The organism is Vibrio sp. 10N.261.51.F11 (genome assembly GCF_041471665.1).
Taxonomy (GTDB): Bacteria; Pseudomonadota; Gammaproteobacteria; order Enterobacterales; family Vibrionaceae; genus Vibrio; species Vibrio crassostreae_C.
The window spans coordinates 1-20370 of record NZ_JBFROW010000043.1 but is presented as its reverse complement, the minus strand read 5'-3'; the positions used below and the strand labels follow the sequence as shown (position 1 = coordinate 20370).

Sequence of the window (20370 nt, the reverse complement as noted above, 5' to 3'; positions counted from 1 at the left end):
TTATGGATCAGTTGACTGCAAAGCTTAAAAAGCTCGAAAAACAAAACTACCGTGCATATCAACAAATTAAAGGTCAATACGACTTTGCTGATTTTGAATTACACATAGACCACATCCAAGGTGACCCATACGCGTCAGCTTCTCGTTTTCGTGCAACGCGCGCGTGGTCTTTGACCGGGTTAGATTGGCTGAAAGAAAAAACTTACGAATACCAAGTTGCCGCTCGTGACTTTATCGCACGTAGCTTCTCTGAGTTCGCGAAACAAGAGTCGACCGTTTCTATCGCGCTGACGGGTCAAACCGTATTAGACAACACAGCTGTTGTATTCACAGACCACGGCATCGAAATTCGTTTCCGTATTAATTTACCAGCTGATGGTCGTAGCATTCTTGCTAAGAAAGCGAACAACATCATCACTTTCTACTTACCGAAGTTTATTCGTCGCGCGACGCTTGAGCGTGAGTTAAACATCGATGCAATGATCAAACATTGTGAAGCCGTTGAAGACCAAGAAGCGCTGCGTGCTCAATTGGATGAAAACAACCTAGCCGCTTTCGTTGCAAACGGCAGTGTGTTACCTCGTATCGCGGGTAACTGCGACCTTCCAATGAAAGATGCGGTACCTTTCGCGGCTCCAGAATCATTGAGTGTTACGTTAAATACTCCAAACCAAGGTGACGTGACCGGCCTAGGCATTCCAAAAGGCATTACGCTGATCGTTGGTGGTGGTTTCCATGGTAAATCGACACTGTTGAACGCCGTTGAACGTTCTATCTACAACCATATTCCTGGTGACGGTCGCGAAGGCATTGTAACTGCGATTGATACGATGAAGATCCGCGCTGAAGATGGTCGATGTGTGCACAGCTTGAACCTGTCAAACTACATCAACCATTTACCAATGCAGAAAGACACATCTGACTTCAGCACACAAGATGCGTCAGGTTCTACGTCTCAAGCGGCTTGGTTACAAGAATCGATTGAAGCCGGCGTTCAAACTCTACTTATCGATGAAGATACGTCAGCGACTAACTTCATGATTCGTGACGAGCGTATGCAAGCGCTAGTGTCAAAAGGCGATGAGCCAATCACACCACTTGTCGACCGCATTGGTCAGCTTCGTGAAGAGATGGATATCTCTACCATTGTTGTAATGGGTGGCTCTGGTGATTACCTAGATGTCGCGAACACTGTGATTCAAATGCACGACTACCAAGCGGTAGATGTGACTGAAAAAGCAAAAGACGTGATTGCTCAGCACCCTACTCAGCGTACTAACGAATGTGAAACTGCTTTAGAAACGTTTGTACCGCGTTCATTGAACCGTGCTTCACTGATGAACATTCTGACTGACGGTAAATTCCGTGTTAATGCTAAAGGCAAAGAGTCACTGCGTTTTGGTAAAGAGTTTGCAGACCTTTCTGCGCTTGAGCAATTAGAATCACCGTCTGAAGTGAATGCGATCGGTTGGGCTTGGTTCCAATTCGCACAAACTCCAGGTTGGTCAAACAACCCTGCTAAAGAGTTTAACGCTATTTTAGAAAACGAATGGCACGCTAACATGCCTAACTACGGTGACCTAGCGAAACCAAGAACGTTAGATGTGATGGCTGCTCTGAACCGTATGCGTAAATCTCAGTTCAAGCCTTCGAACTGATTTCGTTAAATATCGGATTTATTGTGCTTCTAGGTTTTTGAAGTTTTAATCTTCTAATTTACTAAAGCTTCTAAGCCACTAAATAAGCAAATTAACCTTCTACGGCTCTCATTCTGAGGGCCGTAAATTTATCTAACCTCTTTTGACCTAACCTCTAGTGTCGTCAAAACTCTTGAACTTTATAAATTCATAAAACCAATCTTTACATCAATTACTTATCATCTTTTGTAATGAGAAAATTAAAGGCACTGTTTACCGCCATCTAATGCTGTCGATCCCTCAAAACATGACACAGCTTTTACAAAACCCTAGTGATATTCAGATAAAGTCCCGATTCGACAAGTGTAACCAAATGTAACAGACCCTTGAGGCTTCAATGAATCATAAACGCGTTAAGATGCGTGACCATAAAATCGAAGTGAACCTATTCAAAAACCGCGTAATCGTCGCGTTTTGTGGGATCTTGATGTTCACTCTTGTCTTAGTCGGCAATCTATACCGACTTCAAGTTGAAAATTTTAAAAGCTATCAAACTCGTGCCGATGGCAACAGAATCAAAGTATTACCTATCGCCCCTACTCGTGGACTTATTTACGACCGTAACGGCGTGTTGCTTGCAGAGAACAAGCTTGTCTTTGATCTAACCATGATTCCTGAGCAAACCGATGATGTCGATGCAATGCTCACCAAGCTAGACAAATATGTCCCCCGTGATGCAGAGCAGATCGCTCGTTTCAAAAAACGCTATCACAACACCCGCCGTTTTAAATCTGTGACTATTCTAGAGAACTTAACGGAGGAAGAGATCGCCAAGTTCTCCGTGCACCAGTACCAGTTCCCCGGCTTATCTATCGATACCAGCTTAAAGCGTTTTTACCCGAATGGTGAGGTGCTTACCCATGTTCTTGGTTACGTGGCGCACATCAATGATAGCGATCTCAGAAAGCTTGAAGAACAAGGGATAGAAGCGAATTATCAAGCTACAACAATCATAGGAAAACTGGGTGTTGAACGTTATTACGAAGATATTCTGCACGGCACCAAAGGTTATCAAGAAGTCGAAGTAAACAGCCGTGGGCGAATAGTCCGAACCATTGAGTACGTGCCGCCAGTAGCTGGTAAAGATATCGTGTTAAATATTGACCTTGAGCTGCAAAAATACGTCTTTGAGCAACTTGATCACCGAACTGGAAGCGCGGTTATTCTCGATCCGAAAGACAACAGCGTGTTGGCGATGGCATCAAGCCCGAGTTACGACCCTAACCTATTTGTCGACGGCATTTCGAGTAAGAACTACCAACGTTTATTGAATGATCCGGCTCACCCGTTGGTTAACCGCACCACTCTAGGCGTTTATCCTCCTGCCTCAACCGTTAAACCATTTATGGCTGTGGCAGGACTGCAAGAACATGTCATCTCTGAAGATACCATCCGTAACGACCATGGCGTTTGGAGAATTCCTGGCTCTAAACGAAACTCTAAATCGTGGCGTGACTGGAAACGTTGGGGTCACGGACCTGTCGATGTCACTCAAGCCATTGAAGAGTCGGTAGATTCATTCTTCTATCAAACCGCTTTCGATTTGGGTATTGACCGAATTTCAAGTTGGATGAACCGATTTGGATTTGGTGAACCGACAGGCATTGATATCTATGAAGAAAGTACCGCCAACATGCCGACTCGAGAATGGAAGATGATGCGTTATCGCACCCCTTGGTATCAGGGTGACACAGTTCCGATTGGTATTGGCCAAGGTTATTGGACATCGACACCTATGCAACTTGCTAAAGCAACGTCAGTATTGGTTAATCATGGTAAGGTGATGCCACCTCATATCTTAAGAGCCACCTTAGATCATGGTGAAGATTTCAGTACACAACAACTTGTCGAACCGGAGCCAATGCCCTCAATCACCGAAGTGCCGGATAGAATTTGGGATGTACCAATCAACGCGATGCGACTCGTGAACCACGGAAGTAGAGGCAGCGGCAGACGTGCATTTAAGGGAACTGACTATACGAGCGGCGGAAAATCAGGAACTGCACAAGTCTTTGATCTTGCGAAAGATCAGGTCTACAACTCGAAGAAACTCGCTAGACACTTGCTTGACCATGCGCTTTACACGGCTTTCGCACCGTATGAACACCCTGAATATGTCGCAACTGTGGTCATTGAACACGGTAACGGCGGTTCAAAAGTCGGTGCGCCTTATATCCGTAAAGTACTCGACTATGCCTTTGAACATAAAAGTGGCGAGAGCAAAGATCACTCCTAACACCAATAACTTAAGTCGCTACAGCACATAACGTAGTTACCCAAAACATAACGTAATAACGACAAAGCCCCACTTGTGTCACTCACAATGTGGGGCTTTCTGTTTTTAGGGTTCTAAGCAATTAGACAGCTAAAAATGCCTGTCGATTATGAGCTTCTTAATACATGCCATGCTTCACAGAGCGTCTGAAATTTTGCGGTGTTGCCTTCGTCTCTGTCCGGATGCCATCTCAATGCCAGTTGTCGCCAACGTTTTCTAATTTCATGGTGTGTCGAGTCTAAAGGTAACTCAAACAGGTTCAATGCTCGACTTCGATCCATATCGAGTTCATCACCACCCACATACTTTCTATACCGAGTCCAAAATTCGTTCAACAGCCTTTTGACTTCACCTTCATCCGCTTCATAGTTAACCCAATTAATGTAGTATTCTCGAAGTGGGTCTTGATGATCGATGCTGTGACTGCTTCCGTGATAACGACCATTCATCAATTCGATGTCCATCGCTTGGACTTGGAGCCAACCATCTGGGTGTAAGGTTTCTTGAAGCTGATAAAGCGCATTCATGATAAGGAAGTTCTTTTTAAACAACTCTTTCTCAGGCACAGCATCCAACACTGGCACAAACCCAAGATCGTTCAGATGAGCTGCCAATGTGTGTACTTTCCATCCGCTTGGCTTTTGCTTAAGCACTTCCATTATCGGCCAAAGCAATGGGTTTTCCATATGGCAATGAAAGTTTGCTCTCACATCTTGATAATTCGACATAGTTGACTCAGTTAGCTTCTCTGAATTAATGGATTTCTAGAACTATGGATACTATAAGTAACCTGTTTCGCATCCGTTGCGTATCTTCTTTAATTGAAAGCGATTTTCTAAGATTTGTCGAGCTTAAGGACAAACAACTTTCTAACGTTTGGCTTAAAGGCACCTTTTATCGTCAAAACTGAGTACCATTTCGTTGAATACAACCATTAGGGCGTGTTGACCTTTCGCGGTTAAATTTTGTTCGAGATAAAAGCGTTTTAATCGCGGCGAGGGAGAAGTAGCCTAGTCATTCTAAGCAAATCTCCCTCAACAAAGAGTAAAACGCTTTTTGCGGGGGCGCCCAGCTCGAACCCTTCGGGCAGCGTTTGCTGGTCATTTCTACTACGTTATCGGCTTCTCATGTAGGCTAGCTACACATCGATGCCTCTGCCTTGTATAAATACCCAGCAACTCGCTGCAAAAATCAGCTCGAAAGATCAACACGCCCTAGTAATAAAGCCGCAATTCTTTGGTACGGATACAAAAAAGGTCAGCGACTTAGCTGACCTTTCACATCTATCCCAATTTTAGGGACGAAGCATTGAACTGACTAGATAACGCCAAGCTCTCTTAGACGTTCCATTAGGTATTCGTTTGCTGTGTACTTTTCAGATAGCACTACTTCTGGTTTCGGGTGAAGGAATAGAGGCAAAGAGATACGAGACTTCTCTTGGCGTTCACCTGATGGGTTGATTACACGGTGAGTTGTCGATGGGAAGTAACCACCAGATGCTTCTTGAAGCATGTCACCAATGTTGATGATCATGTTACCGAAGTCACATGGAACATCTAGCCACTCGTCATTTTGAGCTTTAACTTGAAGGCCCGGCTCGCTTGCAGCAGGAAGAACCGTCAGTAAGTTGATGTCTTCGTGTGCCGCAGCGCGGATTGCACCTGGCTCTTCATCACCCTGCATTGGTGGGTAATGAAGTACGCGAAGCAGAGTTTGCTCGCTGCCATTAATCATTTCAGAAAGTGCGATTGAGAACTTCTCTTGTACTTCTTGAGGCGCGTGTGCTTCAACCCAACCTAATAGCTCTTGAGCAAAAGCATTAGCGCGTTGGTAGTAATCCAGAATCTGTTCTTTCAGCTGTTCAGGAATCTGACCCCAAGGGTATACGTGAAAGTACTCTTTAATATCTTTTACAGTGTGGCCCTTTGCAACTTCCGACACTGAAGGTGGAAAATATCCATCTTGTGTTTCAACATTAAAGTGGAAGTTCTCTTTCTCTTCAGAAATGAAGAATTGGTACCAGTTTTCGTAAATTGACTCAACAAGCTCTTTCGGGATTGGGTGATTTTTTAGTACGCCAAATCCAGTTTCACGTAGAGAGCGAACAAATTGTTCTGCTGCGTCGTCAGCAAGATAATCGACAGTTTCCAGTTTCATGACTTTCTTTCTTGTTATGTAGTGATAGAGGGATTTTATGGTTCGCTTTGTTGTAAATCAAACTTTTGTGAAACTCTCGCAACCGTTTGTCTAGATACTGGGCGATAACGCTACTTTTCAACAAATTTGGTGATAAAATCACAATTGAACACTGTTCATTATTGTGTAACTATACATGAAACTTATATAGGATCTGATGATGACAATTACGCCACTTGCTCAAAATAGACCTCTACTTTCACTGACTGCTGTCTATCTTGTTATCTTTCTTTTTTCAGCGTTTGCGCCCTCTTCTCGAGCCGTTTGGATTGCTGAGATCATTCCTGCACTCGGTATTCTTGTCGGGATATGGTGGCTCTCAACCAAGCTCACTTTTTCAAAGACGGCTTACCTTTTGATGTTCATCTGGTTAGTTCTGCATACAATTGGCGCTAAGTACACCTTCGCTGAAGTACCCTTTGATTGGTTTAATAACCTGATTGGTTCTGGACGTAATAACTTCGACCGCGTGGCGCATTTTTCGATTGGTCTTTACGCTTACCCGCTCGCTGAGTATTTGATTCGTAAGAAGTTGGCTCAACCAGTGTTCGCGTGTTTCTTTGCTCTGTTTGCCATCATGAGTGTTGCAGCAGGTTATGAGATTATTGAGTGGTGGTATGCGGAGATTGCAGGTGGTGATGAAGGTATCGCATTCTTGGGTTCACAAGGTGATATTTGGGATGCTCAGAAAGACATGCTTTGCGATACAACAGGGGCGATAGTCTCGTTGTTGCTTCTCAAGCTCCAAGGGCGAGTTAGGGTTCATTGATACTCGCCTCTGATTCTTAACATCCAGAGCAGTTCTTAACTTCAATAACATTTCTTAACTTCAGAAGCAGGTCTGAAATGCCACACACAATTCGTGCTGTGGCATTTTTATTTCATCGTTATTTTGCCACCAACAAACTTGTAGGCAGGTGTGCCTCTAACTAAGGTATCGCGAGCGAACTCTATGCCACATTCAGGGCAAATACAGGGCTCTGTCGTGAAATCTTCAACAATGCGTTCTTTAAAACACTTAACGAGAGCACCTTTGCCACCTTTCCGATACTTAAAAAGCTGCGTTTTACATTTGGCACAGAAAATCTGAACCGTCTTGGTCGGTTGTTTCTTGTTTGGTTTAGCCATAGAAGTTAATGATTGAACTCTTTATTTCTTAAGTTTAGGGGCGACAAGAACCAAGCTTATCCCAAGAAGTATAACGGTTGATGAGACTATAAATTGCATAGTGACAGGTTCAGATAACAGTAATACGCCACCAAGTGTCGCGATAACTGGAACAGAAAGCTGTGCAATAGACGCAACCACGGTATTCAGTTTTTTCACTACGTAATACCACAAACTATAACCGATACCAGAAGCCACAGAGCCCGATATAACCGCGTAAATCAAACCTTGCTCAGTGATAGACACTTGCGTTAATGCATTAGGTATTAAAACTAATAAGCTCAATGCCACAAGGATAACTAGCGAGCTGAATCCAAAGTTAGCGGTGGTCGATTGCAGTGCGTTTGACGATTTCTTTCCTGCCAATGTGTAAATGCCCCACCCAATTCCGGCCAGAGACATCAAGATAATAGAAACTAAGTCGGGTGCTTGAGTCGATTCCGTTGGCATTAACAAATAAACAAGCCCTGCCACAGATAACAAACACCCGCCCCACTCAATGAGCGACATTCTGTTTCCAGAAAACAGGTGCGCGGCAATCATCGTAAATTGCACTGCGACAAACAACACCAGAGCACCAAGACCTGCGCCAAGCTCTAAGTAAGCAAACGAAAAACCAAACATATACACGAGCAGTGACAATATTGATGTGAGTTGAAACTGTGATTTGAGCTTTGTGTATAGCGATGTGTTACTTGCTAACTCACTTTTAGCTTTAGATTGGGAAGATAAAGCTAATAAAATCAGAAGCGTAAGCGCACCAGATAAGATGCGAACGATCGAAAAGATCAAAGGATCGATCGTTTGATCCATTAAGGCCCAGCGACACAGAACTGAATTAGCAGCAAATGCCACCAGCGTAATAAATGTAACCATCAGAGTTTGCATCGTTTTTCCTAAATGAGTTATTTGGTCCTAATTGAGTTTTCTTGGATTTCAATCAACGTCAGGCTTCACCCAAACTTGGCTAAAGTCGAACCAACCTAATGCATTACATTTCGCGTTTTGCAACGTACCACATTGATCTTTATTGACGCCTAACCAGCAATGGAACATCGGGATCAATTGATTGCTTTGGACTAGTTGTTTACCTAACTGTCTTGCTGGGAATTGCTCGAATTCACCAGAACGCCAACGGTCAATCATGTGACACCATTGGTCGAAGTCTTCTGCCGGGCTAGATTCATCAAGAAAACTGTAGTCCATTAGCCAACCGGCTAAAGCGTCGTCTCTGTTATTAGCGATACCCATAGGGTTAATCCAAATATCGACATCATCAGCGTGTGGAGGATCGGTTTCGTAACCGTAAAGATCAACATCGACATTGTATTGCTTCAGCATCGTGACAATCGCCTTGGCAAGCGTTGGAAACATTGGATGTTGGCATTGATACGCCAATCTTATCGTTGGTTTGGAATTTGCTGGTGGACAAACGGGCACTTTTAACTTTATGTCATACCAACCGGGTTTTATCCCATAAGCGTGTAACACGCCCAAATCGATAACAGTCTCTTTTGGAATATGAACAAACAGATCCGCCGCATTCAACGCGTTAGATAAAAACTGTGCCCATGCGGGATCTTGTGCAATACCCTTCTTTCTATTGAGCAGTAAATACGTGCAACCAGGATCGAGTTCTACTTCATCGCTATCGCCACGGTCGGCCATAACAGGCTTAGATAGGCTTGGGTAAACCATTGAAGAATAAGCCTCATCCACCACCCAAACTTCAACGCGATCAATTAACGGTCTGAAACCAAAGTACCCATTGAAAGCGGTTAACACGAGTTGTTTCTCGTCGTTCTTTTCAATGCGATAAGGTCCCGTTCCAATCGGTCGAATATCGTAGTCTTCACCACGTAAAGTGATCGGTAATGTGACTTTAGCGACCGATTCCGTTAGTGCGAGGGGAAAATACTTGTCTGGACGTGTGAGAAAAACATCTACTACACAATTTGCAGGTGAAGAGACATCTTTGATATGCGAAAACATGTTGAGAGGTTCGAGTGCAAGCAGTGTATCCACAACATGATTGGTTAACAGAGGTTCCCCGTTATGGAAACGAACACCGGGTCTCAAGAAGAATCGCCATTGGTAATCGCTGATTTTTTGCCATGAATGAGCAAGATCGGGTTGAAGTTGGTCATTCTCATCTAGACGAGTCAACCCACTGAATACCTGACAAGCGATATGTTGCTCTGAACGACGCATCGATTTGGTTGGGTTAAGCATTGAAAGCGGCCGGTAATAAGGCAAACGAATAACTTGTTCGCCTTCTTGATACTGTACGCCCAAGTAGTTTTGAATAACTTGCGTGAGTTTGGCAGCATTGTGATCAAGCACTGACAGCGCCTGTCCAATTTTTCCTTCCTGCAAGTAGCGTCTTGCTAAGTTCTCGCTGACATCACAACGATTCTGTTTAAAGATAAGTTGAGATAACTTTCCTCGACCTGCTGCAGGTAACCATTCTACCCACCCTTCTTCTTCAAGCTTGTTGAGTACCATTCGGGCATTACGACGGGTACAACAAAGCACATCCGTGATGTCGTCGAGTTGAACATCAGAATCTTTACCATCGAAGTATTCAAACAGGGTTTCAAATTGAACGCGAAGTCTTGGGCTGCTCATAAAGAGGAAAACTTATTCAAAGGACATTGAATTCAGTTTCCCTATTTTATGGCGTAAAATCAATATTACGGACACGATTTTATTGTGAATTATTGAGTACGACATCCTAAGGTGTTATTCAATTTGAAGGGTTAAGTGCTTTTACAGTAAAGGATTACATCACATCGCAGCCAATTTCATTGGCGATTTCACGGAGCTGCTGTTCATCGTCTAGTTTTATCGACCATTTACACTCAGAACCGTTGGCTGAAATGACATTTGCCCCTTTTCCAATCAGTTGAATTGCGTCAACTTGAGCTTGCAAAGTGACTCTATGCTCACCATCTAAACGAACAACCAACTCATGTGCGGTTGCGATGACTTTTCCACTTTTAAACGTTATGACCATGGGCTTCTCGGGTTACTTCTTTAAATACGAATTGCTTGTTCTAAGTACTGATTACTTCTTCTAAAGACAAAACCAGCGTACGACTACCTAGTCTGTTATCTTTTATGTTTCTTCACGGCAATAGTTAAGCGGCTGGTACAAACTAAGCGTTGACGATCATCAGTGATATTGATCTGCCATACTTGAGTAGAGACGCCCAAGTGAATAGGCTCAGCAGTACCAATGACATGCCCTTCACGCATTGACCTTACGTGGTTCGCATTGATATCGAGCCCAACGCAATAATAGCCTTCTGGTACGCAGAAGTTTGCAGCCAATGAGCCAAGCGTTTCTGCTAGCACAACCGATGCGCCGCCATGAAGCATACCCAGTGGTTGGTGCGTAAAATGACAAACCGGCATGGTTGCCACCAAAGAGTTGTCATTTACTTCGGTGTAAACAATGTTGAGGTGTTCAATTAAGGTATTTTTTGAGGTCGCGTTGAAGGTATCTAGGTCAACGGGCTTTTTCCAAATACTCATGTGGGTTCCTTAATTATTGATCTTGTTATCGCGTGCATAGCTTTTTTCTATATTACTGGCTGTTAGTTATCTTACAGCCCTTAGTTATTACGCAAGTTGATGTTAACATGCATAAAAACCGAATACACAGAGGATATTGTATGACGTCATGGATGAAGTTTGCCTCGCTTCTCACACTTGCAGGCCTAACCGCGTGTAGCGCTTCTCCGACAGGCAGAAACCAATTGCTGCTTTTTTCAGATAAAGACATGTCTCAGCTTGGAGCACAGTCTTTTGAACAAATGAAAAAAGAACAACCCATCAGCAAAGATGCCAAAACTAACGCTTATGTACAGTGCGTAGCGAACAGCATCACTCAATATATTCCTAAACAAGGTTTTAGTGAATGGGAAGTTGTTGTGTTTGATAGTGATCAAGTGAACGCATTCGCCCTACCTGGCGGAAAAATCGGTGTATACACAGGGTTACTCAATGTTGCAGTAAACCAAGACCAACTCGCGACGGTTATCGGTCACGAAGTAGCACACGTTTTAGCGGACCACAGTAATGAGCGCCTTTCTCAGTCTCAAATCGCTAATACGGGCTTATCTATTACTAACGTTGCGTTAGGTGCATCAGAATACAAACAGTATCAAGGTATGACGATGGCCGCGTTAGGGTTAGGCGTTCAATATGGCGTTATTCTACCGTATGGGCGAACTCAAGAGTCTGAAGCCGATGTTGTTGGTTTAGAGTATATGGCTCAAGCAGGTTTCGATCCAAACCAAAGTGTCAACTTGTGGCAAAACATGGCGAAAGCATCAGGGGGTAATCAACCGCCAGAGTTGCTTTCTACGCACCCTTCCCACAGTACGCGTATTAAAGATCTACAAGCAACGATAAAAACGCTTCCTCAATCAGGTTCACCAAGACCAAATTGCAAAGCGTAATCTAAGTAAGAATCGCCTAGCTGGTGTAAATACAAAATGCCCTATCCATATTGGTTAGGGCATTTTCAGTTTCTTGCTTGCTAACAGTTCAAGTGCACTAAGCAGCTGGATAATTCCAACAACAGAAACTCACTCGTTAAGTACCAAGAATTTGTAATGGTAGGCTTAATAGCTGATCACCAGTAGATGCAAAATACCAGATAACACCAATCAAACTGCTCACTAAACCTACATACCAAACGAACGACACGACTTGCCCGTATTTGTCTAACGGTAACAAGTGACTGTGATGACGTCCTTTCCATTCAAACAGTATTTCAACACTGCCCATGATCAATAAGAAACCAAACAGGGTTAAATTCAACTGATAACTCAATACCACACCAGCAACGGCAGCCGCGACACAAAGTACAATGCCAAGCACACTGTTCATCGAGAAACTGATACTTTTAAGAACATGTCCGCCATCGAGAGGCAAAATCGGCAATAGATTGAACAGGTTTAATAGAGCATTAAATACTGCAAGGCCGGCAAAGAACATTTCGCCAGTCGCCCAATACAGCACCATAAATACTAACGACAATATCAGGCCGAACAATGGCCCCATGATTGAGATAACCACATCTTGCCAACGCGTATTAATCTTTTCATCGGATAACGCCAAGCCACCAAGAAATGGTATCAAATAGATCCCTTTGGTTTTCATGCCGAAGTATTTCATCGCTCTAATATGACCGTACTCATGGAACATTAAACAGGCGATTAAGGCCAAAGCGAACTGAATTGAAAACAACCATGAATAGGCCGCTAAACTCGCAGAAGCAAGTACGACCTTGATTAGCTTGGCGCTTTTAAGCGCTTTCATACCAAGCGACACCAACCCAATTAAGCTAAAACGCTTCTCTGGTTTAGGAGCGACAACAGGAGTTTGTTGTTCAATATCTTTGGTGTTTCGATTGCCTTCGGTAATGGTTTGCCCATTCACCGACGCTTTATACGTCATCTCAAACGGTTGCCACTGAACGGTCGATTCAACGTGACACTGCAACGTTTCTTCGCCAGCGCGTAGTGTAAATTCGTGTTTTCGGGCGTCTTCTTGGTCTGTGGTCGCATCTAATTGAGATACCAAAGTGTTATCCCAATACAACTGTTGCCACCCTGCCATTGATCCTTCTAAACGAAGCGGTTTTCCAAGAAACTCTATCGCGAGTAATTCCAAACTTAAAATTCCAATTTAATGACTTCTAACGAGTGTCGATATTATGCCGATTTAGCGAATGGTGGTAAACAGAAACAAAGTTGTTACATATTGAGCTATTGAACACTATTTATACCGCAACGATGCATAAACACTCTGGTCACACCTCCAACCATGAATAAATTATTGATTATACTTATATTATCGATGTTAAAGTGCCGCCCCTTTAAAACATAACCTCACAAAATAACAACTCTTTCTTTGACTTTATATAAAACATGAATTTAACATGCCATTTACATTAGAGCTTCAACACCAAAAATGCTCAGTGTGTTTTCAAACCATAATAACGAAATTCGATGCCCTAGGAGGGTCAAGGATGAAAACAATACAACGCTCTCTCGTTTCACTTTCAGTACTATTTGCATGTAACTCACTTGCGGCTGGTTTCCAAGTTGCTGAGCATTCTGCCTCAGGTCTTGGTCGTGCCTTTTCAGGTGAAGGTGCAGTAGCTGATAACGCGAGTGTACTAGCGAGAAACCCCGCCGCAATGACCCTATTTGATACAGCCCAATTTTCAGGCGCGGTTTCTATCGTTGATCCAGAGGTTAACGTTTACGACGTTGACGCTAACGAGCATTCAAAAGATGTTGCTCCATTACAAGTCGTGCCAGCCGCATATTACATCAGCCCAATCAACGAAAAATGGGCTTGGGGTATCGGTATGTTCACCAATTATGGTGTTGCTACGGATTACCCTGATGACATCTCGGCAGGTGATATGGCTGGTGATACGTCGCTCTTATCTGTAAATCTAAATCCAAATATTGCGTATCGCGTGAATGAATCATTTAGCGTTGGTGCAGGTTTAAACCTTGTGTATGCGGAAGCTGAACTTACTCGCCATAAAGGCGAGCTCGCTAACTTTGTTGGTGGAAATCCATCTGACAAACTTATAGGCATGACCGGTGAAACATTTGCCTATGGTTGGAATGTTGGCGCGATGTATGAGCTGAACGAAAACAATCGCTTTAGTATCGCTTACCGCTCTTCTGTTGATCTTGATTTCGATGACGGTGAATTTACCAGCTACGATTCAGGTAGAGCAACATCTCCCAAGGTTGATGGTCGTCTTCAAATCGAGCTTCCTTCTATTCTGGAGCTTTCAGCATTTCACCAACTTAACGAACAATGGGCAATTCACTACGGTTGGCAACAAACTGATTGGAGTACTTTTAAGGAGTTAAAAGCAACAAGTCCAGATTGTACTGACAACGGTGTAGTAGGTCAGTGCTTCTACAAACCTGAAAAATATGAAGACAACAATCGATATTCACTAGGCGCAACGTACCAACTAAACAGTAAGTGGACATTAAGAGCTGGTTACGCTTATGACGAACAAGCTGGTGAAGCAACTTTAAGCATTCCTGATAGTGATCGTATGTGGTATAGCGCTGGCTTCACTTATGTTTGGAGCGAAAATATGACTGTCGATGCAGGATTCGCACTTGTTGTAAGTGATGACGGTGAGTTCACTGAGACAAATGGCGCTCAGCAAGAAAGGACTTTCGAAGCAGAAGGTACCGCTTACCTTTCTTCAGTTCAGCTTAACTACACTTTTAACTAAATCAGGATCGTATCATGAAACGTAACTTTAAGATCTCTCTACTATGTTCAGCGATCCTGCTAGCAGGTTGTGGCGACAACACCGAAAGTTCGGTAACAAGTAACCAACAACTTGAAGCCTATCTAGAAACGTCTTTGGCAAGAGCGACAACTCAAAAAATGCTCTTGCAAGGTAGTAATGCATCAGTTCCTTTAAGCAATAACCTATTATTTGACTCTACAGATGGCACGTTAGCGATCCCAACAGGTGGCGACGATAGCATTTCTAACCCAAAAGCAGCATTAAATTATGCCGATGGTTTTTCGACCAGCATGCCAATTTACATCGAGTTTGAAGGCGACGGTTTTGGTGATACTCCTGGAGTTGTTACTTCCGGAGTGACATTGTTGAAGCTTTCTAAAAAGCTAACAGACACATCCACAGCGGCTCAAGTACCAACACCTGTTGCTAGCTCTGAATACAAAGTTTACAAAGTAGGCTCAAACCTAGCAATTACACCTAATACTCCTTTTGATGAGAAGTCTGAATATTTGCTTGTTGTTACTGATGACGTTACAGATGTAAATGGTAACCCAGTAGGTACATCGCAAAGCTATGCGGCTCTCAAAACAGCCACTAAAACTTATTCAACCGGTGACTTAGCTAGTGCGCAAACTTTAATTAAAGGTCAAGAAGCTATAGCTGCCGCTGTTGGTATTGATGCGGAAAAGATTGTGTATTCAGCTTGGTTTACTACAACTTCTGTTGGTGATGTTCTTGCCTCTACAGCATCGTTGATTGGCGGAATGATTGATGCTGGGGCCCCACTTTCGACTTATTGGAATGGCAGCGCAAACCCAAATAATATCGATCTGACAAACGCTTACAATCTTAGTTTAGATTCCTCATCAACAACACCATTTGCTACAGCAATCGCTGCAGATGCTGACTTTAAAAAATATCTTGCCGATGACGATGCAACAGAAAATGCCACTTTGATTGGAGGGATAAATCTCCTTTACTCTAACGCTGGTATCAGCACTACGTCGGTAAACGTGACTAAAGGTACTGTTCAACTCCCATATTTCTTGGAAACCGATCCAACTAAGTTCTCTACAACGCCATTTGCATCAGCATTGGACAGTTTAGCGGTTATAAAAAGCGCACTAACGGATAACTCTACAAGTTCTTTCGTTGGTGGAGAGTTGGTTAAATTAGGATTAGACCCAACAAACCTTAGCGCAGCTGATGTCACGACTTTAATGGGAAAAACACTCACAAAGGACGCAAGTGGAACAGCTCTAGATAGTGATCGCATTGTCACTCAGTATTCACCAATACCACAAATTAAATCACTTGAAGCTGTTGATGTGCTTTTGTTTACTCCTGTAACTGACCCAATAACCGGGGTTGTAATCTACCAACACGGTATTACCTCTGTAAAAGAGAATGCGTATGCGTTTGCGGCAAACTTAACGGCTGAAGGTCTTGCTGTCATTGCAATTGACCACCCTATTCATGGGTCTCGTTCACTTGCCGGAGGTGCTATTTCAACTAACGATAATGCTCTGTACTACTTGAATCTAAGCGCTTTGCCCGTTGCGCGTGACAACATCCGTCAAAGTGCACTTGATGTAATAGGTCTTCGTATGGCACTTGAAAAAGTGGGGAATGACTTTACTGGTACACCATTAGCCGGAGTTGATGTAAAAGACACAACCGTTAAATTTATGGGCCACTCATTGGGCGGTATTACTGGATTTACGTCAGTAGCTACATCTGAAATTGCTGGTACACATAAATTTAGCTCGGCGGTATATGCTAATTCAGGTGGGCACATTGCTGAATTACTCTTCGCATCGGAAACCTTTGGCCCCGAAATTAAACACAATCTAGCTAAACAGTTAAATGCAACGTATCGGGATTCAGTGGCTTCAGCTTGTACTGCGGCTGACATTGAAGATGGCGATTGCTATACCGCTTTTGCTAAGGAAAATCCAACTAGTGCCGCAGCAATTGAAACTGAATTAGTTGCATTTAAAGTCGCCGCTCAAACCCTTATTGACACGGTCGATCCACATTCAATAGCAAACACTGAGGACCAGTCATCAATTAGCTCTAGCTATCCAACGTTGTTGATCCAGTCGCAAAATGATGAAACGGTACCAAACAATGGCAATGATGATAATGGTGCACCGTTATCATATACGGCTTCATTTGTTGGCTCTGAAGGGTTAGATTCGACGTTAGGATTGACTGACTCAACAAAAGCTAGCCCTTCAACTGGGAATCGTGTGTTTGTTCAATATAACGAAATAGCTAAACACTCAACGATCATCGGACCGCAAGCAGACCTTTCTGATGCCACTCATACCCTATCAATGAGAGCTCAAGTAGCTGATTTCTTAGAATCGGATAGCCTTGATGCAGCAGCACTGGATGCTTTATTGGAATAACTAAGACTTAAGCTTTTCACTAAACCAAATGCCAGCCTAACCGCTGGCATTTTTGTCTCTGTCGTTCGAACAAGTCCCCTAGTTGACCGTTTGCATAAAACTTTAAAACACAAATGGTTGATCTCAGCTAAAATTAATCAAGACAGAATACCGTACGACCTCTTTCTTTATTGTAAATAAAGTGGATAATAGCCCCGTAATTTAATACCTAATAAATGTGAGTCCATTATGTCTTCTGAAGCTACTATGCTAGAACGCTGCCAATCTAAATGTGAACTATGTGGTTCTGATTCTTCTCTTACTGCATACGCAGTGCCGCCACACAGCCACGTAACAGTGGATCACGGCATCATGGTATGTGACAAATGTCTTGGTGAGATTGACGATCCTAAAGATATCAACCACTGGCGTTGTCTGACTGACAGCATGTGGAGCCAGGAAGCGCCAGTTCAAGTAACGGCATGGCGTCAACTTACTCGTCTGAACACAGAAAGCTGGGCTCAGGACGCGCTAGACATGATGTACCTTGAAGAAGAAACATCAGTTTGGGCACAAATCGGCATGTCTGCTGATGACAAGCCTCTTGATGTGAATGGCGTTGAACTTAAGAAAGGTGACGACGTAACAGTAATCAAAGACCTGCCAATCAAAGGTACTAACCAAGTGATTAAGCAAGGTACTGTTATTCGTGGTATCAGCGTTGGTGACGATCCTAAGCTTGTTTCTGGTAAAACAAACGGCGGTCAATCAATGTACGTAATCGCTGAGTTCTGCCGTAAGAAGTAATCTTACTGTAAGAAAGTGATAGAAAACGAAAAGGCGCTAATTGGCGCCTTTTTTCTTGGAAAAATTTAACCTATTCCGTTGTTCTAGAAACCACTGCCTACGTTAAAGTAGATAGCGCGTTCTTCATGGCTTTGCGCATAATCCATCCCAAGGTGCAAACCGTAACGTCTCGCGATTTGGTATCGAAAGCCGACACCTCCGGCATTGACGGTACTGTCGTGGCTTATGCCGTTATCTTGCTTTGCAACCCCTGAACCGTAAAACCCAGACACCTTCCAACGATGAGTGATGCTGTACGTCAATTGGCCTTGAATTGTTTCAATCTCATCTCCTTGGTACCGATAAGATGACACCCCGCGTAACGACACGTACGGTTTCGCTGTGGGTGATACAAACAGGTCTTGCTGTTCGAAGCTTTGATAATTTGCAGCCAAGCCTAACGTCCATTTATTGGCAATTGGGATATAGGCTTCGCCATCTATGTTCAAATTTCGGTAATTGTAATCACTGCCAATCGCATCGTCGTACACCATGTAATCTGCAGACAATTTGTAACCTTTGGTTGGATAAAATAAATTATCTCTTGTGTCATATTCAGCCTCCAACCCTAAACCAGAAGTAACCGATTCGTTACCCAAAATTCGGTCTAAAACCATGTTATCAAATTCAATCTCAGACTTAGCTAATAACTGCTTTATTCCCAACATCCAAGGCGTATGCCCAATCCGGAACTGCACCTTTTGTGAAAGTACGGCTACCGAAGTTGACGTGCCTATTCTAAGGTCATGATCTATGGGGCCCCAGTTGATTGATGTGTACAAATCCAAATTCGCAACACCAAAGCCGCCGCCTCCTGTGTAACGAATGGAATCATTCATCCAAGATCGTCTATGGCCACCAAATACAAACCAAGTTTCGTTCTCTGTCCCTACTGCGCCCACTACTGACATTGCTGAGGGTACTAACTGCGCACCACCATCTATGGCAGAAAGAGCAGCTTGCTTTCTTTGTCGCTTTTCCTCATCCGTCTCATGTAAAAACAAACCAGCCACACCGCCGCCGTACCCCACCGCAGGCTCGGTAATCAAAATTGGGATAGGCAAAAAGCCATATGCGTTTTCCGCAAGGTGATGCCCCATATCAAATTGACCATCAACAGGATCATAAAACGATGCGAAAGAAGATGTTGTAAATAAAAAGCAGGAAAGAAGAACAATGCCGCCGCAGCGAGTCATAAAATTTGCCTCATAAAAAAGACCGGGTGACGAAACCCGGCCGAAAGTTTGCTTCCTTGCAATAAACATAGAAATTAAACACTTATTGCCAATAAAGGGGGTCCTTAATCGACGGGCATAGAATAGGCCAAATAATGGTGTTGCCCTACTCCTATATAGAGGATGTCGCCCTACAAAATTAAAGAGCTTTCGAGATGACAGAAACGCAAAAGGCTCATATAAATGAGCCTCTATTAATAAGTTACCTACATTCTTCCTTTGCTAATATTGACTCAATACTCGATCAACATGTTCTTGTATAACAGATAAAACCGATAATTTTACATCCTTCACTTGCTTAGAATGATTGCACCAAAGCGCAAAACCGAATTTGAATCCTTGGTGCATTTCAGACGACTGTATAGGTTCAATGTCGTAATGGGAAAATTCAGAATGAGCAAACGTTTTTGGTAACAGTGCCCACCCTAAACCGGCTTCAACCATTTTAATAACTAACGCCAATTGATCGACTTCTTCGTTATCGGAGCTGATGGTTACTTTTTCTGACATTCCCTCTTCAATAAACGATCTCAAGATAAACTGCTTTGAATTTCTTAACGCTAAAAGTACATCCTCTTGCGCCAAAGATGAGAACTCACCATTTTTTTGAACGAATGGGGAAAACTCAATGTGACCTAGAAAAGTCGCATCAAAGCTGTGTATACCCCGGCTGTCATGCACATTGACTAATCCAAAGTGGTACTCGCCACTTTGAAGGCCCTTCTTAATATCCTTTTTGTTTCGGATTAAAAAGTTCACTCGCATCATCGGGAAATCACGACGCAGTTTCTTTCGAATATCCAAAAGCATTTGATGAGGTATCACACCAGAATAAGCAAAGGTGATGTTTTCCAACCCGCCATAAGAGAGGCTCAATGCTACCTTATCGAAGGTACGAGCTTGTTCAATGGTTTGTTTAGCGTAATGGTAAAGAAGATGCCCGTCTTCTGTCGGCTTTACAGAGCGCCCAACCCTTTCAAATAGGCTTACCGCGAGTTGGTCTTCAAGGTTAGTAATAACCTGCCCGATTGTCGTTCTGTGTTTATTGAGTTTAACGGCGGCTTTGCTGAAAGAGAGTTGGTCATAAACGGTAACGAACGCGAGAAGTTGTTCAATGCTGAAATTCATTTTGTTGTGCTTACTTTTAATCGTTATGTATTTAAATTATCACAGGTTGGCGAAATATCTACTTTGTCAGAATAATATTAGTGAAAATAATTCGTCAATTTGAATCGAGTAGGAGGAGGCC

17 protein-coding genes are annotated in these 20370 nt (G+C 43.2%); 7 read left to right on the top strand and 10 right to left on the bottom strand.

The features are described 5' to 3' along the window. Nucleotides 1–2 precede the first annotated feature (2 nt). A complete protein-coding gene (locus tag AB4351_RS14610) occupies nt 3–1658 on the top strand; it encodes a P-loop domain-containing protein (protein WP_372126393.1) in 1656 nt (551 codons plus the stop codon). Between the two features lie 376 nt (nt 1659–2034). Next, nucleotides 2035–3933 (top strand): penicillin-binding protein 2, encoded by a 1899-nt coding sequence (mrdA, locus tag AB4351_RS14605; protein WP_102478747.1) that lies wholly within the window; start codon nt 2035–2037, stop codon nt 3931–3933. 146 nt (nt 3934–4079) lie between these two features. Here mrdA and AB4351_RS14600 read toward each other — a convergent pair whose 3' ends face one another. Next, nucleotides 4080–4700, bottom strand: coding sequence for a DNA-J related domain-containing protein (locus AB4351_RS14600; protein WP_372126392.1), 621 nt, complete (start codon nt 4698–4700; stop codon nt 4080–4082). A gap of 589 nt (nt 4701–5289) precedes the next feature. Then, on the bottom strand, nt 5290–6129 hold the full coding sequence (locus AB4351_RS14595) for an isopenicillin N synthase family dioxygenase (RefSeq protein WP_372126390.1): 840 nt from the start codon (nt 6127–6129) through the stop codon (nt 5290–5292). A gap of 199 nt (nt 6130–6328) precedes the next feature. Between AB4351_RS14595 and AB4351_RS14590 the strand changes: the two genes are divergently transcribed. Next, nucleotides 6329–6937 (top strand): DUF2238 domain-containing protein, encoded by a 609-nt coding sequence (locus tag AB4351_RS14590; RefSeq protein WP_372126388.1) that lies wholly within the window; start codon nt 6329–6331, stop codon nt 6935–6937. Between the two features lie 107 nt (nt 6938–7044). Here the strand turns inward: AB4351_RS14590 and AB4351_RS14585 are convergent, their stop codons facing one another. From AB4351_RS14585 to AB4351_RS14565, 5 genes are all read right to left on the bottom strand, one after another. Further along, nucleotides 7045–7296 carry a hypothetical protein gene (locus tag AB4351_RS14585; protein ID WP_372126387.1) on the bottom strand — a complete coding sequence of 84 codons (252 nt, stop codon included), beginning with the start codon at nt 7294–7296 and terminating at the stop codon, nt 7045–7047. A 21-nt stretch (nt 7297–7317) separates the two neighbouring features. Beyond that, entirely contained in the window at nt 7318–8223 is a 906-nt protein-coding gene (locus tag AB4351_RS14580) for a DMT family transporter (protein ID WP_137001948.1), read from the bottom strand. A gap of 48 nt (nt 8224–8271) precedes the next feature. After that, a complete protein-coding gene (locus AB4351_RS14575) occupies nt 8272–9963 on the bottom strand; it encodes an SgrR family transcriptional regulator (protein ID WP_017060069.1) in 1692 nt (563 codons plus the stop codon). A 154-nt stretch (nt 9964–10117) separates the two neighbouring features. After that, nucleotides 10118–10351, bottom strand: coding sequence for a DUF3389 domain-containing protein (locus AB4351_RS14570; RefSeq protein WP_017064605.1), 234 nt, complete (start codon nt 10349–10351; stop codon nt 10118–10120). Between the two features lie 95 nt (nt 10352–10446). Continuing rightward, entirely contained in the window at nt 10447–10872 is a 426-nt protein-coding gene (locus AB4351_RS14565) for a hotdog fold thioesterase (protein WP_017060067.1), read from the bottom strand. Nucleotides 10873–11012: 140 nt separating this feature from the next. Here AB4351_RS14565 and AB4351_RS14560 point away from each other — a divergent pair, with 140 nt between their 5' ends. Beyond that, nucleotides 11013–11801, top strand: coding sequence for a M48 family metallopeptidase (locus AB4351_RS14560; RefSeq protein WP_102320824.1), 789 nt, complete (start codon nt 11013–11015; stop codon nt 11799–11801). Between the two features lie 136 nt (nt 11802–11937). Here the strand turns inward: AB4351_RS14560 and AB4351_RS14555 are convergent, their stop codons facing one another. Continuing rightward, nucleotides 11938–13020, bottom strand: coding sequence for a site-2 protease family protein (locus tag AB4351_RS14555; RefSeq protein WP_017060065.1), 1083 nt, complete (start codon nt 13018–13020; stop codon nt 11938–11940). A gap of 358 nt (nt 13021–13378) precedes the next feature. Between AB4351_RS14555 and AB4351_RS14550 the strand changes: the two genes are divergently transcribed. From AB4351_RS14550 to AB4351_RS14540, 3 genes are all read left to right on the top strand, one after another. Beyond that, the gene (locus AB4351_RS14550) at nt 13379–14626 is read left to right on the top strand and encodes a porin (protein WP_136974605.1); all 1248 of its coding nucleotides are present in this window, start codon (nt 13379–13381) and stop codon (nt 14624–14626) included. Nucleotides 14627–14640: 14 nt separating this feature from the next. After that, the gene (locus AB4351_RS14545; protein WP_137001949.1) at nt 14641–17061 is read left to right on the top strand and encodes a VolA/Pla-1 family phospholipase; all 2421 of its coding nucleotides are present in this window, start codon (nt 14641–14643) and stop codon (nt 17059–17061) included. A gap of 228 nt (nt 17062–17289) precedes the next feature. Then, nucleotides 17290–17847 carry a PhnA domain-containing protein gene (locus AB4351_RS14540; protein WP_017060062.1) on the top strand — a complete coding sequence of 186 codons (558 nt, stop codon included), beginning with the start codon at nt 17290–17292 and terminating at the stop codon, nt 17845–17847. An 83-nt stretch (nt 17848–17930) separates the two neighbouring features. Here AB4351_RS14540 and AB4351_RS14535 read toward each other — a convergent pair whose 3' ends face one another. After that, on the bottom strand, nt 17931–19082 hold the full coding sequence (locus AB4351_RS14535) for a BamA/TamA family outer membrane protein (RefSeq protein WP_017069662.1): 1152 nt from the start codon (nt 19080–19082) through the stop codon (nt 17931–17933). A gap of 261 nt (nt 19083–19343) precedes the next feature. Beyond that, the gene (locus AB4351_RS14530; RefSeq protein WP_102394484.1) at nt 19344–20249 is read right to left on the bottom strand and encodes a LysR family transcriptional regulator; all 906 of its coding nucleotides are present in this window, start codon (nt 20247–20249) and stop codon (nt 19344–19346) included. Between the last annotated feature and the right edge of the window lie 121 nt (nt 20250–20370).

What these genes read in the sequence shown, in the direction of transcription:
- AB4351_RS14610 (WP_372126393.1), top strand. Translation starts at nt 3, where the DNA reads ATGGATCAGTTGACTGCAAAGCTTAAAAAGCTCGAAAAACAAAACTAC.
- mrdA (WP_102478747.1), top strand. Translation starts at nt 2,035, where the DNA reads ATGAATCATAAACGCGTTAAGATGCGTGACCATAAAATCGAAGTGAAC.
- AB4351_RS14600 (WP_372126392.1), bottom strand. Translation starts at nt 4,700, where the DNA reads ATGTCGAATTATCAAGATGTGAGAGCAAACTTTCATTGCCATATGGAA.
- AB4351_RS14595 (WP_372126390.1), bottom strand. Translation starts at nt 6,129, where the DNA reads ATGAAACTGGAAACTGTCGATTATCTTGCTGACGACGCAGCAGAACAA.
- AB4351_RS14590 (WP_372126388.1), top strand. Translation starts at nt 6,329, where the DNA reads ATGACAATTACGCCACTTGCTCAAAATAGACCTCTACTTTCACTGACT.
- AB4351_RS14585 (WP_372126387.1), bottom strand. Translation starts at nt 7,296, where the DNA reads ATGGCTAAACCAAACAAGAAACAACCGACCAAGACGGTTCAGATTTTC.
- AB4351_RS14580 (WP_137001948.1), bottom strand. Translation starts at nt 8,223, where the DNA reads ATGCAAACTCTGATGGTTACATTTATTACGCTGGTGGCATTTGCTGCT.
- AB4351_RS14575 (WP_017060069.1), bottom strand. Translation starts at nt 9,963, where the DNA reads ATGAGCAGCCCAAGACTTCGCGTTCAATTTGAAACCCTGTTTGAATAC.
- AB4351_RS14570 (WP_017064605.1), bottom strand. Translation starts at nt 10,351, where the DNA reads ATGGTCATAACGTTTAAAAGTGGAAAAGTCATCGCAACCGCACATGAG.
- AB4351_RS14565 (WP_017060067.1), bottom strand. Translation starts at nt 10,872, where the DNA reads ATGAGTATTTGGAAAAAGCCCGTTGACCTAGATACCTTCAACGCGACC.
- AB4351_RS14560 (WP_102320824.1), top strand. Translation starts at nt 11,013, where the DNA reads ATGACGTCATGGATGAAGTTTGCCTCGCTTCTCACACTTGCAGGCCTA.
- AB4351_RS14550 (WP_136974605.1), top strand. Translation starts at nt 13,379, where the DNA reads ATGAAAACAATACAACGCTCTCTCGTTTCACTTTCAGTACTATTTGCA.
- AB4351_RS14545 (WP_137001949.1), top strand. Translation starts at nt 14,641, where the DNA reads ATGAAACGTAACTTTAAGATCTCTCTACTATGTTCAGCGATCCTGCTA.
- AB4351_RS14540 (WP_017060062.1), top strand. Translation starts at nt 17,290, where the DNA reads ATGTCTTCTGAAGCTACTATGCTAGAACGCTGCCAATCTAAATGTGAA.
- AB4351_RS14535 (WP_017069662.1), bottom strand. Translation starts at nt 19,082, where the DNA reads ATGACTCGCTGCGGCGGCATTGTTCTTCTTTCCTGCTTTTTATTTACA.
- AB4351_RS14530 (WP_102394484.1), bottom strand. Translation starts at nt 20,249, where the DNA reads ATGAATTTCAGCATTGAACAACTTCTCGCGTTCGTTACCGTTTATGAC.